Source organism: Arthrobacter sp. 9V (assembly GCF_902506065.1).
In the GTDB taxonomy this organism is placed as follows: Bacteria; Actinomycetota; Actinomycetes; order Actinomycetales; family Micrococcaceae; genus Arthrobacter.
This window is the reverse complement of the sequence record NZ_LR732912.1, coordinates 3408535-3428268: the sequence shown is the minus strand read 5'-3', so window position 1 is coordinate 3428268 and position 19734 is coordinate 3408535. Positions and strand designations below refer to the sequence as shown.

16 protein-coding genes are annotated in these 19734 nt (G+C 63.0%); 4 read left to right on the top strand and 12 right to left on the bottom strand.

The window, feature by feature from the left end; all coding sequences use genetic code 11:
* The first annotated feature begins 285 nt into the window (after positions 1-285).
* Positions 286-720 (top strand): DoxX family protein, encoded by a 435-nt coding sequence (locus BACI9J_RS15680; protein ID WP_159735192.1) that lies wholly within the window; start codon positions 286-288, stop codon positions 718-720.
* A gap of 52 nt (positions 721-772) precedes the next feature.
* Here BACI9J_RS15680 and BACI9J_RS15675 read toward each other — a convergent pair whose 3' ends face one another.
* From BACI9J_RS15675 to BACI9J_RS15645, 7 genes are all read right to left on the bottom strand, one after another.
* Positions 773-1843 (bottom strand): Gfo/Idh/MocA family protein, encoded by a 1071-nt coding sequence (locus BACI9J_RS15675; RefSeq protein ID WP_159735191.1) that lies wholly within the window; start codon positions 1841-1843, stop codon positions 773-775.
* Between the two features lie 274 nt (positions 1844-2117).
* A complete protein-coding gene (locus BACI9J_RS15670; protein WP_159735190.1) occupies positions 2118-2810 on the bottom strand; it encodes an ABC transporter ATP-binding protein in 693 nt (230 codons plus the stop codon).
* A 2-nt stretch (positions 2811-2812) separates the two neighbouring features.
* Complete coding sequence (locus tag BACI9J_RS15665) at positions 2813-4282, bottom strand: ABC transporter permease (protein WP_159735189.1); 1470 nt, start codon at positions 4280-4282, stop codon at positions 2813-2815.
* Positions 4283-4574: 292 nt separating this feature from the next.
* Entirely contained in the window at positions 4575-5672 is a 1098-nt protein-coding gene (locus tag BACI9J_RS15660; RefSeq protein WP_159735188.1) for a substrate-binding domain-containing protein, read from the bottom strand.
* Between the two features lie 52 nt (positions 5673-5724).
* The gene (gene mmsB / locus BACI9J_RS15655) at positions 5725-6996 is read right to left on the bottom strand and encodes a multiple monosaccharide ABC transporter permease (RefSeq protein WP_159735187.1); all 1272 of its coding nucleotides are present in this window, start codon (positions 6994-6996) and stop codon (positions 5725-5727) included.
* Between the two features lie 44 nt (positions 6997-7040).
* The gene (gene mmsA, locus BACI9J_RS15650; RefSeq protein ID WP_159735186.1) at positions 7041-8597 is read right to left on the bottom strand and encodes a multiple monosaccharide ABC transporter ATP-binding protein; all 1557 of its coding nucleotides are present in this window, start codon (positions 8595-8597) and stop codon (positions 7041-7043) included.
* A gap of 129 nt (positions 8598-8726) precedes the next feature.
* Entirely contained in the window at positions 8727-9917 is a 1191-nt protein-coding gene (locus BACI9J_RS15645) for an ROK family transcriptional regulator (protein WP_159735185.1), read from the bottom strand.
* Between the two features lie 531 nt (positions 9918-10448).
* Between BACI9J_RS15645 and BACI9J_RS15640 the strand changes: the two genes are divergently transcribed.
* Complete coding sequence (locus tag BACI9J_RS15640) at positions 10449-11312, top strand: carbon-nitrogen hydrolase family protein (protein WP_201296688.1); 864 nt, start codon at positions 10449-10451, stop codon at positions 11310-11312.
* Here BACI9J_RS15640 and BACI9J_RS15635 read toward each other — a convergent pair.
* Together BACI9J_RS15635 and alr are read right to left on the bottom strand one after the other, a co-directional pair.
* Positions 11309-12967, bottom strand: coding sequence for a PucR family transcriptional regulator (locus BACI9J_RS15635; protein ID WP_159735184.1), 1659 nt, complete (start codon positions 12965-12967; stop codon positions 11309-11311). The two genes, BACI9J_RS15640 and BACI9J_RS15635, sit on opposite strands and share 4 nt — an antisense overlap.
* Positions 12957-14189 carry an alanine racemase gene (gene alr / locus BACI9J_RS15630; protein ID WP_236558713.1) on the bottom strand — a complete coding sequence of 411 codons (1233 nt, stop codon included), beginning with the start codon at positions 14187-14189 and terminating at the stop codon, positions 12957-12959. The genes BACI9J_RS15635 and alr overlap by 11 nt, the downstream gene beginning before the upstream one ends.
* A 110-nt stretch (positions 14190-14299) precedes the next feature.
* On the opposite strand from alr, the gene BACI9J_RS15625 reads away from it, so the two are divergent.
* Together BACI9J_RS15625 and BACI9J_RS15620 are read left to right on the top strand one after the other, a co-directional pair.
* On the top strand, positions 14300-15814 hold the full coding sequence (locus BACI9J_RS15625; protein ID WP_159735183.1) for an amino acid permease: 1515 nt from the start codon (positions 14300-14302) through the stop codon (positions 15812-15814).
* Positions 15811-17505, top strand: coding sequence for a flavin monoamine oxidase family protein (locus BACI9J_RS15620; protein WP_201296591.1), 1695 nt, complete (start codon positions 15811-15813; stop codon positions 17503-17505). Before BACI9J_RS15625 ends, BACI9J_RS15620 begins: the two co-directional genes overlap by 4 nt.
* A 78-nt stretch (positions 17506-17583) precedes the next feature.
* On the opposite strand, the gene BACI9J_RS15615 is transcribed toward BACI9J_RS15620, so the two are convergent.
* From BACI9J_RS15615 to purU, 3 genes are all read right to left on the bottom strand, one after another.
* Positions 17584-18102 carry a gamma carbonic anhydrase family protein gene (locus BACI9J_RS15615; RefSeq protein WP_159735182.1) on the bottom strand — a complete coding sequence of 173 codons (519 nt, stop codon included), beginning with the start codon at positions 18100-18102 and terminating at the stop codon, positions 17584-17586.
* Positions 18103-18175: 73 nt separating this feature from the next.
* Entirely contained in the window at positions 18176-18841 is a 666-nt protein-coding gene (locus BACI9J_RS15610) for a class I SAM-dependent methyltransferase (RefSeq protein ID WP_159735181.1), read from the bottom strand.
* Between the two features lie 21 nt (positions 18842-18862).
* Positions 18863-19714 (bottom strand): formyltetrahydrofolate deformylase, encoded by an 852-nt coding sequence (purU, locus tag BACI9J_RS15605; RefSeq protein ID WP_159735180.1) that lies wholly within the window; start codon positions 19712-19714, stop codon positions 18863-18865.
* Positions 19715-19734: the final 20 nt, after the last annotated feature.

The following is a 19734-nucleotide window of genomic DNA, read 5'->3' as shown; positions in this document are numbered from 1 at the left end:
CGTTGGCCCACTTCAGAACCGCAGCCACAATTTGTGGCCACCTCCCATTCTGCCCCCACTCACCCAACTGGGGGACAGCAAACGTCGTAATGAGGGCTCAATGGAGCATGTGCTGTCCCCCAGTTGGGTCAGCCATGCAGCGTTACGCGGCCAGGCGCCTGCGGATCCACGCGGAGAACTGGTCCACCACAATGATCAGCACCAGCACGATCAGAATGTGCGTGAGCATGGAGTCGAACTGGAACGACTTGATGGACTGGTTGGCGGCATGGAAGATTGGAACCCGTGAAATTCCTGCACCCGTCTCCCACGTCCTCTGCCCGCGGCGTCACGATCCTTCGTGTGGTGTTCGGCGCGCTCCTGATGGTGCACGGCTTCCAGAAGTTCATGGCCGGGCATGCTGCGTTTGCCGCTTCTGTGGCCGCCATGGGTGTGCAGCGGCCGGAGATTGTTGCCTGGCTGGTGATCGCGGGCGAGCTGGGTCTCGGTCTGCTCCTGGTTCTTGGTGCACTGACCCGGGTGGCAGGATTTCTGGCGGCGATCATGTTCGCGGGGATCTGGTTCGTGACGGAAGCGGGCAAGCCCCTGCTCACCGATAAGTCCGGTGTCACCGCCGAACTCCTGATCATTTACGTTGCCATCTCCATCGCCTTTGTGTTCCTCGGGCCTGGAGCACTGTCCTTGGACCGCAAACTGGCGCGGCAACCGGCCCGCCGTTAACACAGTCGCGTTAACTCACGACGGCGGCACGAGCCCCGCGGGCCCGACCAACTTACCGGGCGTCGTTGGGGTACCGGATGCCCAGCTGTGACCTCACGCCGTCAAAGAGGCGCATGACGTTGACCGAGTCTTCCAGCGGCATGACAGGGCTTTCGGTGACGCCCCGCTGGATGCAACGAGTGACCTCACGGAGTTCATAGGTGTAGCCGATGCCCACCACGTCAAACCGCTCGCGGCGCGGCTCGTCCCAACCAATCCGGATCAGCAGTTCGCGGGGGTTGTTCACCGAGCCAACGGTCTGCAGGAACCCCAGCCCGCCGGCCACCGTGGCAATCCGGGGTCCATGTGCCATCAGCGAGGACGTCAGTTGTGCCTGGGCGCCGGTGTCGTAGCCAAGGGTCAGGGCGTTTTGACTGTCCACGCCGTCGTCATTGAGCGTGCCTATTGCGGTGACGGACTGCGGGAAGCCCAAAGTCCCCAGCGCCCAGAGCAGTGGGTAGACCGTGATGTCCAGGAGTGCTCCGCCGCCGTCGTTGAGAGCCCAGATTCGTGCCGCCGGATCATAGGGTGCAGGGAATCCGAGGTCGGCGCTGACCCACTGGATCTGTCCAAGCTCTCCGGAAGCGGCGATCTCGAAGGCGCGCTGCATACTCGGCAGGAACCGGCTCCATACGGCTTCCATGAAAAACACCTTCTGGTCCCGCGCCAGCTTCACCAACTCGGTGGCTTCGCGGGCATTGATAGTGAGGGCTTTCTCGCAAAGCACGTGCTTGCCGGCACGCAAGGCCGCCGATGCAATCTGGAAGTGCTGGGCATGCGGTGTCGCTACATACACCACGTCCACAGCGGGATCTTCGAACAGTCGCTGGTAGCCGGGTACGCCGCCGTCGTCCCCGTAGCCCTTAGTGAAGCCAAGAGTATGGGCAAACGCATCTGCGGCAGCCTGCGTGCGGGAGCTCACTGCATAAAGCTCGGCGTCCTCAAGCAGCGCCAGGTCTTGGGACACACTGTTGGCGATGTTGCCCGTTGACACCACACCCCACTTCAGGCGCCGGCCGGTCGATACCCGGGGATCCTGATTGGTTTGGGTGGAAAGCCACGGCACGGCGATAGGGAGTGTCATGGGCTTTATCCTCTCATTCCGGGCAAGTCATTCCGGTAGACGTGCCAACGGCTGCGAGTGTGCTTGGTGCGCACCCCTTTACGCCGCCCGCTCCCGTAAGCTCTGGTGCGCCGGGCGGGTACGGGTGCGCCCGCGGGGAAGGTGGGGTGCGCCGGGCGGGAACAGGTGCACGAGGTAGCGCAGGGGGGAGCGTGTGCTTTGTGCGCACCCTTTTACGCCGCCCGCCCCCGTAACCTCTGGTGCGCCGGGCGGGTACGGGTGCGCCGGGCGGGGGTCATCCACGCGATCCGGTTCTGACCTCCTCCGTCAGCCGGCCCTGCTGAAGCCGGAAGCAGCGCTCGGTTTTCTGCGCCAGGCTGCGGTCGTGCGTGACTACCAGGATGGTGGTGTTGTGATCGCGGCTCAGCGAGCTCAGGAGTTCGATGATGTGCTCGCCGGTTTGCTCATCGAGGTTTCCGGTGGGCTCATCGGCGAGGATCAGCTTGGGCTCGTTGGCCAGTGCCCGGGCAATCGCGACACGCTGCTGCTCCCCACCCGACAATCGGTTGGTGCGGCGCGAGTGCTTCTCCGGGTCCAACTGAACCTGCTCCAACAGTTCCTTGGCGCGCTTCAAACGTGAAGCTTTGCGGACACCGGCGAACTCCATGGGCAGCATCACGTTGTCCACTGCGCTGAGGTTGGGGATCAGGTTGAACTGCTGAAACACGAATCCTATGTCCCGGCGGCGGTACTCGGTCAGCTTGCCGTCCGGCAGCCCGGCGAGGCTGACGCCATCCACGACGACGTCACCTGAGGTGGGCTTGTCCAGTGCACCCAGGAGGGACAACAGCGTGCTTTTTCCACTGCCGCTCTTGCCCACGATGGATGCCAGCGAACCCTTTTCGAGTTCGAAGCTCACACCATTGACGGGTTTAATGGTCCGGTCTCCGGACTTGAACTGACGGACCAGGTCCTTGACTACGATCACGGCTATTCTCCTCGGAGTACTTCGATGGGACGGATACGGGCGGTCAGCAATGCGGGGACCAGCGCGCCGATGATGGCTACGGCAAACACGGCCGCGATGCCGGCTGCGAGCACGCCGGGGGAAACGCTCGCAGTCACTGAGGTGAGCAGTTGGGAGGCGCCACCGAAGGGTCCACCCTGGCCACCGCCAGGAAAACCGCCACCGATCCCGCCGCCGGCAACTCCACCGTTTGGCATGGCCCCGGCCAGTCCGCCGCCGCGCTGGGTGGTGGTTGCCGCCGTCGTGGTGGTGTTCGAACTGATGAGTGCCGACGCAATACCGCCGCTGGCCAATGAAGCGATGACTGCACCCACAACACTGCCCAGGGCTACGAGCACCAAGGACTCGAGGACGAACTGCAATCCGATGGTGCGGTTGCGGGCGCCGATAGCCTTCAGGACGCCGATTTCGCGGCGGCGCTCACGGACCAGCATGACCATGATGAGCAGGATAATGATTCCGGCTGTGGCGAGGGCTGCGATGAAAGCGATGAGTGAGATGTTTTTGACGCTGTCCAGTGAGCTGACGGCAGTTTCGAGGTTTCGCTGGCCCTGGGTGACGTCGGCCTTATCCGTGCCGAGTGCATCCTGGACGGCAGCTTTGGTGCTGTCCACGTTCTCCATGCTGTTGACCGTGACGATCATGGTGGAAAGTTCATTCGGCGTTTCAGCCAGAGTCTGGGCTTCCGGGAGGGTGACGTAGACGGCGTTGTTGCCAAAGGTGGTTCCGGCGTCAAAGATCCCCGCCACGGTGAAGGTTTTGTCCTGGATGGTGAAAGTGGAGCCCACGCTCAGGGCGTTCTTCTCAGCCAAGGACGTGCCTACCAGAGCCTTCGCTTCTGAGGCTGTGTAGTCGCCAAGTCCGGTGCCGCTGGTGATGTCCAAAGCCTTCCCGGTGCTGTCCACCTCTGCGCCGATACCTGTTGCTGTGATCGGGAGGGTACGGGTGGGCTGGGTGCCGGTTGAGCCGGTTGTTCCGGCGGTGCCGTTGCGGTTGCCGAGCGTACCGGCATCGACGGCGGCCGTCAGGTTGGTGCTGACCGTCGCCTGCTGTCCGCCGGGACCGAAGCCACCACCCGGGCCGGCCTGCTGGGTGGTGCCGGTGGTTGAATCTGCGGTTGCCGTGGTGGCAGTCTGCAGACGCAAGGCCTTGGTGCCCACTACCGCCGTCACGTTGGCCACCGACGCCGCAGTCTCAGCCTCCGCCGTCGTCAGCGGTTCGCCGCCGCCTTCGAAGCCTTGGCCGCCTGCCGGATTCACTGTCAGGGTGGTGCCAACCGAAGCGTTGAGCTCCTGGACCTTGGCGCCCACCGCCTGGTTGGCCACCAGCATGGCCAGTGCCAGGCCAATGGCTACGGCCAGGACGGCAACAACCGCCGCCGTTCTGATTTTGTTGCGGAAGGCATTGCCTACGCTTCGGGCAAGGACGCTCACGTTTCTCCTCTTGACCTGTAAGTTTTGTTGGGCCCACTGGACGCGGGCTGCAGATCCAAGACTCGTGAGTGCTGCTGTGCGGGAAGCCTGCCGAAGCTATGCGTGGGCTGTGAAAGCCCGGACTTCGCCAGATCGGAGTGAAATTCTGCTGGATCATTCGCTTTCGCTGTTATCCGGAGGCCCGGAATTCCGGGGTTCTTGCCCGGGCAGGTTCCCGATGATCCAGCAGAATTTTGGCAAAGCGAAAAGCCCCGGCCCACCAATGGCGGACCGGGGCTTGCTTGAAGAGGTGCTACTTGGTGATCGGGCCGAGTACCGGATCGTCAACGTAAGCGGTCTTGACGTTCTCTGCGGTCACAATCTGCGGAGGCAGGAGGAACGCGGGGACGGTCTTGACGCCGTTCTTGTAGGAGTCCTTGTCGTTGATCTCCAGCTGCTTACCGGCCTGGAGGTCCTTCACCATGGTGATGGCGTGCTCAACGAGCTTGCGGGTGTCCTTGTTGATGGTGGAGTACTGCTCGCCTGCAATGATCGACTTCACGGACTCAACTTCAGAGTCCTGGCCGGTCACCACGGGGAGCGGCTTGCCGGCGGCCTTGACGGAGGTCAGGACTGCACGGGCCAAGGTGTCGTTCGGGGAAAGAACGCCGTCCAAGGAAGCGGTGCCGTAGCTGCCGGTGAGCAGCGTGTCAGCGCGACGCTGGGCGTTTTCAGCCTTCCAGCCCTGGGTAACAGCCTGCTCGAACGAGGTCTGGCCGGAGAGGACCTTGAGGGTGCCATCATCGATCTTCGGCTTGAGTACGCTCATGGCGCCGTCAAAGAAGACCTTCGCGTTGGCATCATCCGGGGAACCGGCGAAGAGCTCGATGTTGTACGGGCCGGACGCCTTCTTGGCCTTCATGCCGTCCAGCAGGGCCTGGCCCTGGAGGACACCAACCTTGAAGTTGTCATAGGCCACGTAGTAGTCCACGTTCTCGGTGTTGAGAAGCAGACGGTCGTAAGCAATGACTGTGGCACCGGAGTCCTTGGCCTGCTGGAGCTGCGTACCCAGCTGGGCGCCGTCGATCGCTCCCACAATGATGACCTTGGCACCCTTGGTGACCATGGCACTGATCTGGTTCTGCTGCTCGGACACGCCGCCGTTGGCGAACTGGACGTCGGCCTTGAATCCGGCACCCGTGAGGCCGTCGTTGAACAGCTTCTCCGCGAGGACCCAGTTTTCACTGGTCTTCTGCGGAAGTGCGACGCCGATCAGCGAGTCCTTGGGGAACGCTTCCCCGCCTGCCGTGCTGGTGCTTGAGCCGCTGTCAGTGCGGCCGCAGGCTGTCAGCGCCAGTGCCGCGATGGCAGCGACTGCTGCTGCCTTTCCTGCTTTACCAAACATTCGCATATCTTGGTTCACTTTCTGTGTGGTGGGGTGGAGCGAGTCGTATGGAAGCGGATTACGCTTCCTTGGAGATGACCTCTTTGGTGGACGTGACTTCGTCCGGCTTGATCTCGTTGTTGTTTCGCTGGAAACCCTTGATCAGCATGCCCGTGATGGACCTCTTGCCCTGGGACTTGTTGTAGACATCGAAGGCGACTGCGGCCAGGAGCACCAGGCCCTTGATGATCTGGGTGAGGTCGGCACCAACACCCAGGAGCTGGAGGCCGTTGTTCAGGACAGCCATCACCAGGCCACCGACAATCGAGCCGATCACGGTTCCAACGCCACCGGTAACTGCAGCGCCACCGATGAAGACGGCTGCGATCGCATCCAGTTCCCAACCGACGCCGTCGAACGGGCCCGACGCCGTGGAGCGGGCAACGAAGATCATGCCGGCCAAGCCGGCCAGGATGGACATGTTCATCATGACCATGAAGTTGACCTTCTTGGACTGCACGCCGGAGAGCTCGGCTGCGTGGCGGTTGCCACCCACCGCGTAAACGTGGCGGCCGAGGACGGTCTTGTCAGCGATGAAACCGTAGATGAGCACCAGCACGGCGAGGATCAGGCCGGGGATGGGGAAAGAAGTGCCGGGGCGGCCGGTAGCGAACAGGTAGGTCGCGTAAAGGATGGCACCGCAGATCAGGACCAGCTTAGTGACCTCCACCCAAAGCTCGGGTACGTCGGCGCCAAGGGCTTTGGCTGCGGCACGGGCACGCACGGACATGATCACAACGAAGGCTGCGGCCACAATGCCGATGAGCAGTGTGAGGTTGTTGAAGCCCGTGTTCGGGCCGATCTCGGGCAGGTATCCCGAACCAATGAACTGGAAATCCTTGGAAACGGGGATGGTGTTGGACTTGCCCACAAACTGGTTGAATCCGCGGAACAAGAGCATGCCGGCCAGGGTCACGATGAAGGCCGGTATGCCTACGTAGGCTGTCCAAAGGCCTTGCCAGGCGCCGATCACCGCGCCCAGAAGCAGGCCGAAGAGGACGCCTGCCCACCAGGGCAGGCCCCAATCCCGCATGGCAAGGGCAACGGATACGCCCACGAATGCTGCTACGGAACCTACGGAGAGGTCGATGTGGCCGGCGATGATGACCAGGACCATGCCGATTGCCAGGATCAGGATGTAGGAGTTGCCGTTGAACAGGTTGATCACGTTGCCTGGGGTCAACGTCCGGCCACCGGTGAAGATCTGGAAGAAGACGATAAGTGCCACCAGGGCGAAGATCATGCCGAACTGGCGGGTATTGCCACCAAATAGCTTCTTGAGCGCGTTCATTGTTTTGGTCCTTGTGTCAGGAAGGGGTAAGGCTGGGCCAACGGTCAGACTGTGGTGCGGGCGGAAGTCATGAGCTTCATGAGGCTTTCCTGGGTTGCTTCGTTCTTGTCCAGGACACCGGTGATGGCGCCTTCAAAAATGGTGTAGATGCGGTCGGACAGGCCCAGGAGCTCCGGAAGCTCCGAGGAAATGACAATCACTCCCTTGCCTTGGTTGGCGAGCCGTTGGATGATGCCGTAGATCTCGTACTTGGCACCCACGTCTATACCGCGTGTGGGTTCATCCAGGATCAGGAGGTCCGGATCGGTGAACATCCACTTGGCCAGCACCACCTTTTGCTGGTTGCCGCCGGAGAGCTTCGCAACGCCTTCCTCAACCGAGGGAGTCTTGGTCCGCAGTGACTTCCGGTATTCCTCAGCAACGGAGAATTCCTTGCGGGTGTCCACCACGCTGTAATTGCTGATCTTGTCCAAACCAGCAGCAACCGTGGTGGTCTTGATGTCATCGAGCAGGTTCAGGCCCAGCGACTTGCGGTCCTCTGTGACGTAGCCAAGCCCCGCATCAATGGCGGCACGGACAGTACGGAGGTTGACCGGCTTGCCATCCTTGTACACCTGCCCCTTGATAAAGCGTCCGTACGAATGGCCGAACAGGGAGCGTGCCAGTTCCGTGCGTCCGGCGCCCATGAGACCGGCGAAGCCCACAATTTCGCCGCGTCGGACGTAGAAGTTGGAGCCTTTGCAGATCAGGCGGTCTTGGATCTGGGGGTGGCCCACCGTCCAGTCCTTGACTTCGAAGAAGACTTCACCGATCTTGGGCTCGTGATCGGGGAAGCGGGACTCGAGCGTCCTGCCCACCATGCCCTTGATGATGCGGTCCTCATCCACGCCGTCGCGCTTGACGTTCAGCGTTTCGATCGATTTGCCGTCGCGGATGATAGTGATCTCGTCCGCGATCTGTTCGATCTCGTTGAGCTTGTGCGAAATGATGATCGATGTGATGCCCTTGCCTTTGAGGCCAAGGATCAGGTCCAGCAGGTGCTGGGAATCGGATTCGTTCAAGGCGGCGGTGGGCTCGTCCAGGATCAGCAGCCGAACGGACTTGTTCAGTGCCTTGGCGATTTCCACCAACTGCTGCTTGCCGACGCCGATTTCCTTGATGGGGGTGTCAGGGTCCTCGCGCAGGCCTACGCGGGCCAGCAGTTCCATGGAACGCTTACGTGCTTCCGCCCAGTCGATCACACCCCATTTGGTGGGTTCGTTGCCCAGGAAGATGTTCTCCATGATGGACAGTTCCGGGATCAGGGCCAGTTCCTGGTGGATGATCACGATGCCGGCTGCTTCGCTTGCGCGGATGTCCTTGAACTGCTGCGTCTCGGCCTGGTACACGATGTCGCCCGTGTAGCTGCCGTAGGGGTAGACGCCGGACAGGACCTTCATCAGGGTTGATTTACCGGCCCCGTTTTCTCCGCAGATGGCATGGATTTCTCCGGCCATCACGCGCAGGCTCACATTCGACAAGGCCTTCACGCCCGGGAATTCCTTCGTGATCGAGCGCATCTCCAAGAGGATGGGATCACCTTGCGTGTCGAGGGATGTCATCAGCCCTTACGCCTCCAATGCATGACTTCGTTGTCGGCCCCGCAATGGCGAGGCTGTCTGATCAAAAAGTAAACTGGATCACCCGTCTTGTCGTCAAGACTTGAACGCATGATCCAGCTAACGATTTCGTTACCTACCGGTAATACCGGCATGTTGGAACACCAGGGCGGCTGCTCCAAGCGCTTCCGCACGTGCCCCAAGGGAGGACATTGCGAGGTGGGTCGTCTCTCCCACAACGGGTACTGCATGGCGTATCAAGCCCCTTCGAATGGGGTCCAAAAGGAGGTCACCGAGGCCCGCCAACGGACCGCCCACAACAATGACTTCAGGGTTGATGAGGTTGGAAACGTTGCCCAGCGCGCGGCCTACCGCCAGCCCGGCGTCGTCCACTACGCGTTGGGTGGCGGAGTCCCCGGCGAGGCAATTGCGGACGATGTCCTGCGGCGTCAGCAACCCTTCCTGGCCGCGCCCCAACAGCTCGATCATGGTGGTGGTGGACGCGATGGTTTCAAGGCAACCCCTGTTGCCGCAGCGGCATACCAGGCCGTGTTCGTGGATGGTGGCGTGGCCGATTTCTCCGGTGATGCCAACGTTGCCGTAGTAGGGAAATCCGTTGAGGATCAGACCGGCGCCGATGCCCGAACCGATCTTGAGGAACATCAGATTGGAAACTCCGCTGTGCGGCCCCCAGGTCACCTCGGAGAGTGCGCCCAAGTTCGCGTCGTTATCAACAAAAACGGGGCAGTTCAGCGCTTCCTCAAGCCGGTGGAGGATGTCAATGCCCACCCATTCGGGCAGGATGGCACCTTGCGCCACGGTGCCGGATCGACGGTCAATAGGGCCCGGAATGCCCGCACCGGCTCCCACTACTGCGGTGCGGTCAATGCCGTTTTCACGGAGCAATTTTTCCAGCAGCAGGACGGCGGCGGCGATGCCTTCCTCAGCCTGATGGCCCAGCGGCAATTCGATGTAGTCCTCGGCAATGACGTGATAGCCCAGCGAGGCAAGGACCACCCGCAGATGGCGGCGTCCAAAGTCGATTCCGACGGCTACCGCACCGTTGCTGTTCAACCGCACGTTGGTTGCCCGGCGTCCGGAACTCGTGGTGGGCTCCGTGGACACCAGCCCGGCATCCTGCATGATTTTGACGATGTTGGAAACTGTGGCTGTGGAAAGCCCGGTCTGCCGCGAGAGCTCAGCTTGCGTGGAGGGCCCGCTCAACAGGCATTCGATAATGCGCTGCTGGTTCAGGTGGCGCAGAGCGGACTGTGAGCCGGGTTTTCGTGGGTGGCTCTTCGTTGAGCGCTGCGTTGCGGGCATGACAAGAAGATTGCCCCACAAGCGAGCTTGTAGTCAAGAAGTGAACACAAGGAGTCAACTCTCACCGACATACTCCAACGCAAGAACGCTTGCTACGCACCCCTTGTGGGGCCTGCTGTGCGTGCTTAGATCCCGGTTTGGGGCGTAGAGCGGGCCCCGCAACGCGAGCCCTGTTCCTTGTGGGGCCTGCTATGCGCGCTTAGATCCCGGTTTGGGGCGCAGAGCGGGCCCCGCAGCGTGAGTCCTGTTCCTTGTGGGGCCTGCTATGCGCGTCAAGATCCCGGTTTGGGGCGCAGAGCGGGCCCCGCAACGCGAGTCCTGTTTCTTGTGGGGCCCGTTATGCGCGCTTAGATCGTAGGTTGGGACGCAGGGCGGGCCCCGCAACGCGAGAGGCGGGGGCAATGCGTCCCGCTTCGGCGGCGTGCAGGTCCAATTGCCCCGCTCCTTGCGTCCCGGCGAGGCCTACGCTTGAAGAAGAAACCTCTCGGGCCCATGAGTGAGGCATCGGGAACAGGCGAAACCAAGGTGGTAATGATGCTGCTCTCAGTCCTGCAGGCGAACGCTTCAGTCATGGACGTTGAGGCGAACCTGCGCACAATCGACGACGCCGCACAGCGCGCCGCCCACGCAGGGGCCGGGTTGCTCCTCACTCCGGAGTTGTTCCCCGTGGGATATGCCCCTCTGCGGCTGCATGCCGAACTGGACCCTGCCACCCTGCCTGGCATTCGCCAACGTTTGGCTGACATCGCGCGCCGGCACAAGATCGGTCTGGTGTACAGCCTTCCGGCGCTGAGCCGGCAGGAAGCCGTCAACCAACAACAGGCCACGCACGACGACGCCGCGCAGCCGCCTCACGCTAATGCCGGCTGGAACATCACGGCTACTCTGCTGGACGCCTCCGGCGTCGAGGTCCTCAACTACGCGAAGGTGCATCTCTTCGGCCCCGAGGAGCACAAGGCGTTTGTGGCCGCCCAAGAACCTCCCGCCGTCGTGGATTTCAACGGGATCCGTACGTCGATGCTGATCTGCTACGACGTCGAGTTCCCCGAAGCGGTGCGCGCCGCAGCCACCCGCGGCGCTGAACTCCTACTGGTGCCGACAGCCCTTTCCGCCGGGTTCGACAACGTGCCGCAAGTACTCATCCGAGCCCGTGCCCTGGAGAGCCAACTCAACGTGGCCTACGCCAACCACTCCGGACATGAGGATGTGTACAACTTCCTGGGCGGCAGTGTGGTGGCAGGACCGGACGGTTCCCTGCTTGCAGCGGCGGGAGAGTCCGCTACCCTCCTGTTCGCCGAGGTTGGCACAGAAATGGTGAAAGCTGCACGCAACGAAGTCCCGTACCTGCGTGAGCGCAGGCCGGACCTGTATGGGGAGTGGGACAGGCGCGCCTAGTCGACCGTCCCCTCCGCAGGAAGGCCAGCCACCAGTTCGTCCACGTACTGCAACGCGAACCACAACTCGGCGCGCACCTGTGCCTGGTTAAGGTCCATGTCCAACAGCTCCCCGAGGACGCCAATCTGCCGCCGGACGCTGTTCCTGTGCAGCCCCAACAGCTTGGCGGAACCGTCCCAGCTGCCGTTTTCGCTGAGCCATCCCCGGAGCACAGCCAACAGTGGGTCCCGGCGGTCCGGTTCCAGCGCGAGCACGGGCGCCAGGAGCCGCTCAGCCAGAAGCGTCCCGGCTTCGCGCCCCAAAAGCCCGGCGACGGACCAGGTCACCTCGTCCACGCGTGCGCTCTTACCGGTGGTCACCACACGGCTTCGCAGGGAGCTGGCCCTTTGATAGGCGGCCTGCAGCCCAAGCAGTTCTGTCGGCTCGCCAATCACCAGCCGCCAGCCAAGTTTCTCCACATCGGAGAGCAGTGAGTCGTCCACCTTGAACCGGGTAATGGCGGCGAAGCCGTAGTCGGTGATTTCCACCAGCTTGGTGTCGAACAGCCTCCGCCATTGCAGGAGCTCACGGACCGGGCCATCGTCCGTAGCGCCATCCACCCTGACACCCTGTACCACGCGCATCTGCCCGGATCTGGTGGACGATAGGCTCTGGGCCAGCAGGTCTTTGAGGCCGTTGACGTGTTTGGTGGAGCCGGACACCAGCGAATCCGGGTGGAGCAGTACCGCGGTGGCCAGCTGGCTGGGAGCCAACGAGCCGCTGGTCCGCTGCCGCACCAGCAACTCCAACAGTCCCACAGCGGACTGCACCACGTTGTTCTGGGCGGGCGTCAGTGGTGTGTCCGAGCCGAGGATCAACGCGCCCAAGTTCGCGTCCTTGGTGCTGCGCAGCGGGTGCCCGAACACCAAAGCTGAGCCCGGTTGTTCGAAGCCGTCCATCTCCACCCGCGGACCGCTGCCGGAAAGGAGGCGCTCCAGCATCGGCGCCAACAAAGAATGCTCGACGCCGGTGCTGCCGCCGGCGTCCTGCCCGGCGGCTCGGTGACCGGCGGCTCCCTGCCCGGCGGCCCTGTGCCCGCGCGCCCGGACCCGCCCATCGGCCCCCACAAGGACTGCCCACACCGGAACCCGCTGAACAAGTGCGGCGAGAAGTTCGTGCTCGGGCCTGGGGGAGAGAACCGCCCGCATCAGTTGCCGGTTGGTCTCTGCCAGCTGCCGGAAAGCCTTCGCATTGTCGGTTTCCAGGAGTTGGGAAAACTCCAGCCCGATCGCAGCGAACGGCACGGACTCCGGCACCTCGAACAAGGTGAGGTTGTGCTTCCTGCAGGCGTCCAGCAGGACGTCAGGGACGGCGTCGAAATAGGGCCTGATGCCAAAGCCAAGGGCCGCTACCTTGGCGCCAACAAGTCGCTGAACATAGGCGTCCACCTTGGCCGCCGAGCCGCCCTCCCCAAGGAAAGGCAACCCGGCGGTGAGGAGGAATTCACCCTCCGGCAGGTAAGGCGTGGGGTCCTCAAGCTCGCTCGGTTCCACCCACCGCAGCAGCGAGGCGCCGCTGCCGCCGTCGTGAAGCATTTTCAACTCCGGCGGCAGCTGCTGTAGGAACTGCTCGAGCGTGACGAAACTCAGGCGGGCGGTGGCGGGCTCAGGCGTCATTGACCTGCCCGGCGACGGCCGGCTCCTGGTAGTCGGGGCACTCGTAAGCACTGGAAGCGTAGGCGCGCGGCAAGCGCGGGGCTATTCTGTTGATGATCTCGTCGCCGTGGCTGCCAATGGCCGCGCCCCAGTCGTCCGCGCTCGCAGCGCCGCAAGCAGGATCACCGAACAACACCGCGGTATCACCCACAGATATTCCTGAAGCGTCCGGGCCCAGATCCACCATGAACTGGTCCATGCACACCTTGCCGATCACCGGCACGCTGCGGCCTGCAATGTTCACTACCGAGCGGCCGCTGATGCCCTTGGGGATGCCGTCCGCATAGCCGAGCGGGATGAGGCCAAGGTAGCGGGGCTCGTAGGTGATTGCTTGGTGTTCGTAGCTGACGCCGGTGCCTGCGGGGACCTTCTTGACCATGACCAAGGGGGCTGTCACGCTGAGCGCCGGCCGCAATCCGAAGTCGGCCGGGTTCAGGTGGTCAGCCGGAGCAAGCCCGTAGATGGCCAGTCCTGCGCGCACCATGTCGAAGTGGAATTCGGGCCGGTCCAGGATGTTTGCGGAGCTGGATACGTGCCGGAGTTCGGGGCTGAGCCCCGCTTCGCGTGCCTCGCGGACGGCGTCCTCGAACTCAGCGACGGCGGTGGCATTACCCGGGTGGGCGGGGACATCGGCCCAGGCCAGGTGGGTCCAGAGTCCCCGTACTCGAAGTGTGCCGTCGAGCTCGGCCTGCCGCGCCTGCGCCACAAGTTCAGGCCAGTCTTCCTTCCGTGCACCGCCGCGGCTCAAACCGCTGTCCAGTTCCAAATGCACGACGGCGGGACGGCCAAGGCGCTTGGCGATCCCTGCCAGCACCTGAAGTTGGCTGACGCTTCCGAGGGAAACATCAATGTCATTTTCAAGCGCCTCAAGGATGGTGGCGCTGGTCTGGGATGCCAGATAGAGCCAGGAAAGTATAGGCACGGTGATTCCCGCTTGGCGGAGCGATATGGCCTCGCTGAGCTGGGCCGTCCCCAGCCAGTCCGCGCCGGCGTCCACTGCTGTTTGGGCCACTTCAACCAGTCCGTGGCCGTAGGCGTTGCCCTTCACTACTGCCATGAAAAACGGCGCCTCGGTGCGCTTCTTCAGGGCTCTGACATTCTCTGAAATGGCGGACAGATCCACGGTGACCTGGCCGGAAAGGGCCGCCGGAGCTGCCTCTTGATAGTGTGCATTACGTCTCATGCTTGAACACTATAGGTCATTTTGCACCATGATGAGAGATGGCTCACATGCCAGTCTTGTGGAGGGGAAATCAAAACCACTTTGAAGGGACGTCAAGGGTGACTGTGCCTGTGAACACCAAAAACCCGGCAGCGGCAAGCGGCTCAAGGCCGAGCCTGGGCGCGCAACTTCTGCGCCGCAAGCCCATCGGCCAGATGGTCAACGAGGCCGGAAGCGGCGAAGGCGGTACGCCGTTGGTCCGCAGCTTCGGGGTCCTCCAGCTGACCATGATCAGCGTTGGTGCCACGCTTGGCACCGGCATCCTGGTGATCCTTGGCGAGTCCGTGCCGCTGGCAGGTCCCGCAATCTGGATCTCGTTCGTGATTGCGGGTTTGGCTGCGCTGCTCTCGGCTGTGTCCTATGCCGAAATGGCCGGGCTCGTGCCGGTGGCAGGCTCGTCCTACTCCTACTCCTACGCCACCATGGGTGAAGGCATGGCGTGGATCTGTGGTTGGTGCCTGGTGCTGGAATACGCCGTGTCCGTGGCCGCCGTTGCCGTTGGCGCCGGGCAATACGTGAACGAGACCCTCGCCGCCTTCGGCCAGGTCCTGCCTGAGGCAATGAGCCAGCCACCGGGAGACGGCGGCTTGGTGAACGTTCCGGCCATGGTGATCGTGGTCCTTGCCATGGTGCTGCTGGTCCGGGGAGCCCGGGAGAGCGCCTGGATCAACACCGCCATTGTGATCATCAAGGTTGGCATCCTGATCTTCTTTTGCGCAGTAGCCTTCACTGCCTTCAACGCAGGCAACTTCGAGCCGCTGCTGCCCATGGGCGCAGCAGGCGTCTCTGCCGCAGCATCCAGCGTCTTCTTCTCCTACATTGGCTTCGACGCCGCGTCCACAGCCGGTGAGGAAGCAAGGAACCCCAAGCGCGACCTGCCCCGGGCCATCATGCTCTCCATGGTGATCGTCACCAGCATCTACGTCCTGGTTGCCGTGGCAGCCATCGGTGCACGCCCCTGGAATTGGTTCGACGGGACGGAAGCTGCTTTGGTGCAGATCCTGCACGAGATCACCGGCCAACCCTGGATTGCCTTGGTCTTCTCCATCGGCGCGGTGCTGGCCATCGCCAGTATTGTGCTGACCGTGCTCTACGGCCAAACCCGCATCATGCTCTCCATGTCCCGCGATGGAATGGTTCCCAAAGTCTTCGGCCGTGTATCCCGCCGCACCGGCACCCCGGTGGCCGGCACGCTGATCATCGGCACCGCCGTCGCCCTCACCGCAGGTTTGGTCCCGCTGGGCGCCCTGGCTGACGCCACCAGCATCGGCACGCTCTTTGCCTTCGCGCTGGTCAACGTGGCCGTCATCTACCTCCGACGCAACCGCCCGGACCTCGAGCGGAGCTTCCGGGTGCCGCTGTACCCCATCACGCCGATCCTTGGCACCCTGATGTGCGCGTATCTGATGCTCAACCTCGGCGCCGATACCTGGATCACCTTCGGTGTTTGGATGCTGGTGGGCGTCGCCATCTACTTCGGCTATGGACGCCGGAACTCCAAGGTAGCCGCGCTCAGTGAGCAGGACTACCGTGAACTAACCACCAGGGCCGTGAGCCCGGAACCTGTGAAAGCAGAAAACTCATGACCATCGCCACCGAACTTCCGCTCGCCGGGCCGGCCGCCCCGGACGCGGCCCCCATTACTATGCTGAACCCGGACTTCCCGTTCAGCTACGACCACTACCTGGCGCACCCGGACGGGCTCGGCGCGGTTCCCGAGGAGCTCTACGGCACGGAGGTTGCCATCATCGGCGCCGGCCTGTCCGGGCTGGTCACTGCCTATGAACTGATGAAACTCGGCCTCAAGCCAGTAATTTACGAGGCCGACCAAATCGGTGGCCGTCTGCGGACCGCCAGTTTCCCCTCCGCACCGGGCATCGTGGCGGACCTTGGCGGCATGCGGTTCCCCGTCTCCGGCAAGGCGTTCTACCACTATGTGGATCTGCTGGGGCTGGATACCCGGGAATTTCCCAACCCCATGGCGCCTGCAACGTCCAGCACCGTGATCGAACTCGCCGGTAAGAAGCACTACGCCACCACGTCAGATGAACTGCCGGAGTTCTTCCGCGAAGTTGCCGACGCCTGGAAAGCAGCAGTCAATGACGGCGCCGCCTTCGCCGAAATGCAAGAGGCCATCAAAGCCCGCGACACCAAGCGGATCAAGGAACTCTGGAATGCCCTGCTGCCGGAGTTGGATGAGCAAACCTTCTACGGGTTCATTGCCGCCAGCAAGTCCTTCAAAGAGGCTGGCTTTGCCCACCGCGAAGCGTTCGGCCAGGTAGGTTTCGGCACGGGTGGCTGGGACACTGACTTCCCCAACTCCATCCTCGAAATCCTCCGGGTGGTCTACACCGACGCGGACGACCAGCACCGCTCCATCTCCGGGGGAGCGCAAAGGCTCCCCGAGGCACTGTGGAACCACGCGCCGTCGGGCGTTAAGTACTGGCCGGAAGGCACGTCACTGTCGTCACTGCACAGCGGCTCGCCCCGCGGAGCCGTGGACAACATTCGCCGGTCAGAAAACGGGGACCTGGTTGTCCGCGAGAACTGGGGACGCGAAGCCAGCTACCAGGCCGTAGTGACCACCTGCCAATCCTGGCTGCTCTCCACGCGCATCCACACCGAGGAAGCGCTGTTCCCGGCAGAACTGTGGACGGCGATCGAGCGTTCGCACTACATGCAGTCGTCCAAAACGTTCGTCATGGTGGACCGCCCGTTCTGGAAGGACGTCGATCCGGAGACCGGACGCGAAGTCCTCTCCATGACGCTCACCGACCGCCTCAACCGGGCCACATACTTGCTCGACGACGGCCCGGACAAGCCCGCAGTGATGCTCCTGTCCTACACGTGGAACGACGACGCCCTGAAATGGTTGGCCCTCACCGCGGAGGAGCGCGTCAAGCTCATGCTGCACTCGCTGGAGCAGATCTACCCGGGCGTGGACATTGCCAGCCACATCGTGGGACAGCCCATTACAGTGTCCTGGGAAGCGGATCCCAACTTCATGGGTGCGTTCAAGGCCAACCTGCCCGGGCACTACCGCTACCAGCAGCGCCTCTTCACCCACTTCAAGCAGGACCAGCTGCCGGAGCACCAGCGCGGAATCTTCCTCGCCGGGGATGACGTCTCCTTCACCGCCGGCTGGGCAGAAGGCGCCATTACCACGGGCCTGAACGCCGTGTGGGGAGTGGTGAACCACCTGGGTGGCTCGTCCGCTGCCGGGAACCCCGGACCGGGCGACCTCCTGGACGAGCTCGGCCCCATCAGCCTGGACTAGCTTCCTTACGTTGCGAGGCCCGCTTTACGCCCCAAACCCCTAGGTGAGGGACGCAGAGCGGGCCTCGCAACGCATCAGTTAAGCGTGCATTTCCCGGTGCGCCGCTGCGAGCTCCTTGTAATGGGCGGCGTTGTGCTTCACGCCCTCGAACTCTTCCTCGGTCAGTTCACGGCGGACCTTGGCAGGTACCCCGGCTACGAGGGAGCGGGGCGGGATGACCGTGCCTTCCAAAACCACGGCACCGGCGGCGATGAGCGAGCCCGTGCCGATCACCGCGCCGTTGAGGATGGTGGCGCTCATGCCAATCAGGCAGTCGTCCTCCACAGTGCATCCATGGACCACGGCGCTGTGCCCCACGGAGACACGCTCGCCCACAGTGCAGGGAAAGCCGGGGTCCGCGTGGAGGACTACGTTGTCCTGGAGGTTGGACCCTGCGCCCACGCTGATCGCGGCCGTATCTGCCCGGACGGAGACGCCATAGAAGGCGCTGGAGTCCTGGGCCAACGTTGCCTTGCCGATGATCGATGCCGTAGGTGCCACAAAGGCGGATTCGTGGATGGCCGGAGTGTCCCCGGCAAAAGTGTAAGAAGGAGCCATGCAGCCCAGCCTATTGCCCAGCTGGGGGACAGCACACGTCGTAATGGGCCGTCATTGGAGCGTTTGCTGTCCTCTAGTTGGGTTCAGGGGTGCGGAGGACCAGGAATTGGTAGTGCTGTGACCAGTTTCCCGCTCCAGGCCCGGACTCCACCCCCACACCCTCCGGCCACGTTCGGAAGTGCTCCACCGATCCGTGCTCGCCAAAGATCCGCCGGACGGTGTCGTCGCTGCGCCGGCTGAAGAACCGACGCGGTTCCTCGAGGTCTTCCGGGTTCAGGACTTCACAATCCTCACCTGACCAGAGCCCGACGGCGATCGGCGAACCAGGTGCGGTGACCCGCACAAGTTCGCGGACGACGTCGTGAATTCCCGTGTTGGGGACATGCAGGAGCGTGCTCATGGTCCATGCGGCCGAGAACACAGCATCCGGAAACGGCAGGCTGCGGCCGCTGGCAACGGTAGCGTCCAACCCTGCCGTGCGCGCCAGGTGAACGCTCTCCGAGGACAGATCCACGCCGGTGTAGTGCAACCCGGCGCGGACAAAATCCAGACCCTCCACACCGGTGCCGCACCCCAGTTCGAACAAGGAATGACGGTGTTCGGATTTCAGGAGCCGGACGAACCATGCTCTGCACTCGACGCGGTGCGGCGTCAGTGCCCGGGTGTTCCGCACAGATGCCTGGCGGTCGTAGAAGACAGCCAGATCATCTTCGTGATCCGCCTCAGGGATGCCACGCATACCCTCAGCATAGAAGGGGCGCTAGTTGAACACCACGGTACGGGTGCCGTCCAGCAGAACCCGGTGTTCGGCATGCCATTGGACCGCCTGGGCCAGGGTTCGGCCTTCCACGTCACGGCCCATCTGGACGAACTGTGCGGCCGTGCGGGCGTGGTCCACACGGATGACTTCCTGCTCGATGATCGGCCCCTCGTCGAGGTCCGCCGTCACATAGTGGGCCGTGGCGCCGATGATCTTCACACCACGCGCATGAGCCTGGTGGTACGGCTTGGCGCCCTTGAAGGAGGGCAGGAATGAGTGGTGGATGTTGATGGCCTTGCCGTTCAACTCCGTGCACAGATCGTTGGAGAGGACCTGCATGTAACGGGCCAGGACGGTCAGTTCCACGTCGTGTTCGGCGATCAGCTTCAGCAGCTCCGCCTCGGCCTGCGGCTTGGTTTCAGGTGTCACCGGAATGTGGTGGAACGGGATGCCGTAGAACTTCGCCAACGGCTCAAGGTCGCGGTGGTTGGACACAATGGCCGGAACCTCGATCGGCAACGTGCCGGTGCGCTGCTGGAAAAGGAGGTCGTTGAGGCAGTGCGCGTCCTTGGAGCACAGGATCATGGTGCGGACCTTTTCGCCCACCGGGTTGATCTTCCAGGTCATGCCGAACGATTCGGCGACGGGCCGCAGCGCGGCGCTCAGTTCCGCCTGGGTGCTCGACGTCGTTGCCTCCACGCGCATGAAGAAGTTGCCTGTGCTGGGGCTTCCGTACTGCTGGGAGTCGGCAATGTTGCAGCCGGCCGCAAGGAGGGCTCCGGCTACCGCGTGGACGATGCCGGGACGGTCGGGGCAGGAGAGTGTTACAACGAAAGCGGTGGAGTCAGTCACACGATCAAGCCTACCTGTGC

Bases quoted from the DNA above. Each gene is read 5' to 3' on its own strand.
- BACI9J_RS15675 (WP_159735191.1), bottom strand. From the start codon at position 1,843: ATGACACTCCCTATCGCCGTGCCGTGGCTTTCCACCCAAACCAATCAG.
- BACI9J_RS15660 (WP_159735188.1), bottom strand. From the start codon at position 5,672: ATGCGAATGTTTGGTAAAGCAGGAAAGGCAGCAGCAGTCGCTGCCATC.
- mmsB (WP_159735187.1), bottom strand. From the start codon at position 6,996: ATGAACGCGCTCAAGAAGCTATTTGGTGGCAATACCCGCCAGTTCGGC.
- mmsA (WP_159735186.1), bottom strand. From the start codon at position 8,597: ATGACATCCCTCGACACGCAAGGTGATCCCATCCTCTTGGAGATGCGC.
- BACI9J_RS15645 (WP_159735185.1), bottom strand. From the start codon at position 9,917: ATGCCCGCAACGCAGCGCTCAACGAAGAGCCACCCACGAAAACCCGGC.
- BACI9J_RS15640 (WP_201296688.1), top strand. From the start codon at position 10,449: ATGATGCTGCTCTCAGTCCTGCAGGCGAACGCTTCAGTCATGGACGTT.
- BACI9J_RS15635 (WP_159735184.1), bottom strand. From the start codon at position 12,967: ATGACGCCTGAGCCCGCCACCGCCCGCCTGAGTTTCGTCACGCTCGAG.
- alr (WP_236558713.1), bottom strand. From the start codon at position 14,189: ATGAGACGTAATGCACACTATCAAGAGGCAGCTCCGGCGGCCCTTTCC.
- BACI9J_RS15620 (WP_201296591.1), top strand. From the start codon at position 15,811: ATGACCATCGCCACCGAACTTCCGCTCGCCGGGCCGGCCGCCCCGGAC.
- BACI9J_RS15615 (WP_159735182.1), bottom strand. From the start codon at position 18,102: ATGGCTCCTTCTTACACTTTTGCCGGGGACACTCCGGCCATCCACGAA.
- BACI9J_RS15610 (WP_159735181.1), bottom strand. From the start codon at position 18,841: ATGCGTGGCATCCCTGAGGCGGATCACGAAGATGATCTGGCTGTCTTC.